Origin of the sequence: Pseudomonas sp. TNT3, assembly GCF_010095445.2 — a bacterium.
In the GTDB taxonomy this organism is placed as follows: Bacteria; Pseudomonadota; Gammaproteobacteria; order Pseudomonadales; family Pseudomonadaceae; genus Aquipseudomonas.
Genome location: NZ_WFGV02000135.1, coordinates 1 through 1,150, shown reverse-complemented (window position 1 = coordinate 1,150; position 1,150 = coordinate 1). Strand labels below are relative to the sequence as shown.

Here is a 1,150-nt window from a genome sequence, read left to right as displayed (position 1 = left end):
CGGTAGGCAGGCGCTCGATGGTGAGCAAGCGGTCTGCGTCATCGTAGGTGTAATCCTGACGGGCATCGGCATTGAGTTTGGCCAGCAGTCGGCCGATGGAATCGCGTTCAAATTCGGTCTGTCGTTGTGGTCGTTCGGCGCGTTCGCCGTAGCCGATTTCGTTGACTTGCGTCAGGTGCCCGCCGAGGTTGTAGCTGAACTGGCGGGTCAGGTTGTCGATGCGTTTTTCTTCGATCAGCCGATCGGACGCGTCGTAGGCAAACTGGTAGGCCGCATTGTTTTCGTTGACCAGCGCGGTCAGGCGAATGGCCTGGTCGTATTCGTAGCGGATGCGCTGGCCTTTGGCGTCCTGTCGGCTGCTTGGCAAACCGCGAGCAGTGCGCAATAGACGCGTGGTCTGGCCTTTGCCGTCGGTGTGCGTCAGGACCTGGCCGAGGGCGTTGTAGGTGAAGGACTCGGCGCTGCCGTCCGGGTGCTGGATGCGCAGCACTTCGCCGTCGGGTTTGCGTTCCAGAGTGGTGGTCTGGTTCAGGGCATCGGTGACGGCGACGAGGTGATGGCGTTCGTCGAAACGGTACCGGGTGTTTTTGCCCGAGCAATCCTGGAAACGTTCGACCTGAGCCAGGGTGTTCCACCACAGGTATTTGGACTTGTGTGTGGCGTCGATGATGGTGTGCGGCAGGCCGTCATCGCTGTTGAGGTATTCGGTCTTGTTGCCCAGCGCATCGACTTCGGCGATGAGGTTGCCCTTGGCGTCGTAGCGTGCTTTCCAGGTGCTGCCGTCAGGGTAATCAACCTGCGTGACCAGGGTGGTCAGGTGGTGGTGCTGGTATTTGATCTTGCGCCCGAGCGGATCGGTTTCTTCGACCAGCCGAGCGTATTCGTCGTACTTGAGCTTGACGGTATTGCCATCGGGCAATATGAGGCCGGTCATGTTGCCGGTGTCGTCAATCTCTATAACGTAGTGTTCGCCACCGAAGTCGCGGCTCGAGGTGACGCGGTTATCGCTGTTGTAATGAAGCTCAGCTTCGCGCCCGAGTACATCGGTGATCCACGTGGTGCGGGCAGCTATGTCGTAACGGAAATGGAAGTGCTCGCCATCGCTGGTCCAGTGTTCCACCACTCGAGGTTGGTCTGCGATGGTTTCCCA

1 pseudogene is annotated in these 1,150 nt (G+C 59.4%); it reads right to left on the bottom strand.

The window, feature by feature from the left end:
* Positions 1-1,150: pseudogene (locus GBC55_RS29730) on the bottom strand (type IV secretion protein Rhs); the annotation flags it as partial.